General features: G+C 43.7%; 1 protein-coding gene. It reads right to left on the bottom strand.

Annotated features, from left to right (window positions below):
- A partial coding sequence (locus AB4653_RS28065) for an AAA family ATPase (RefSeq protein WP_372105904.1) occupies positions 1–643 on the bottom strand: 643 nt, incomplete at both ends.

Below are 643 nucleotides of genomic sequence, written 5' to 3'. Positions count from 1 at the left end.
GCCACTGAAGAATGCGCTCGCTTTCAATAGTTTAACCGCTTTCTTCCAGCGTCTGTCCGAAACATACAAATCCGACTCTGATGCTGAACCTTGCTTCTTAACCGTGTCTTCAAGCATGGTTTTTAGCTCAAATAACTTGTTAAACGAGTTATCCGTCAGCTCCAGATTATCGAGTTCTTTCTGCCATTGATGATATTCAATGTCTGTAATCGCTAACCCTTTTGGAATGACGGCTTCTTGAGAAGTACCTGTCGTTAGCATCGATTTGAAGTTTTGTTTGTTTTGAATACGGTTGACGAACACACGAACTAACATTCGATCATAAAGTGCTTCTAGGCCGCTGTCTTCATCTGGAAGTTCATTAGACGCTGAAACCAACAAGCGCATCGGCACGCGCTCAATGTCTGCGCCATTTTTAAATGTCTTTTCGTTAACCACAGTCAGTAACGTATTGAGAATGGCAGGGCCTGCTTTCCAGATCTCATCAAGGAATACAACTTGCGCGGTTGGTAGGTAGCCTTCGGTCAGCCTTACGTAACGACCGTTGTCTTTTAATTCTTGAATGCTTAGTGGGCCGAACACTTCCTCAGGAGTAGAGAAACGTGTCATCAAATATTCGAAGTAGCTACTGTTGTCAAAAGCC

The organism is Vibrio sp. 10N.222.48.A3, from assembly GCF_041475345.1.
Classification (GTDB): Bacteria; Pseudomonadota; Gammaproteobacteria; order Enterobacterales; family Vibrionaceae; genus Vibrio; species Vibrio tasmaniensis_A.
This window is presented reverse-complemented; position numbering and strand designations above follow the sequence as displayed.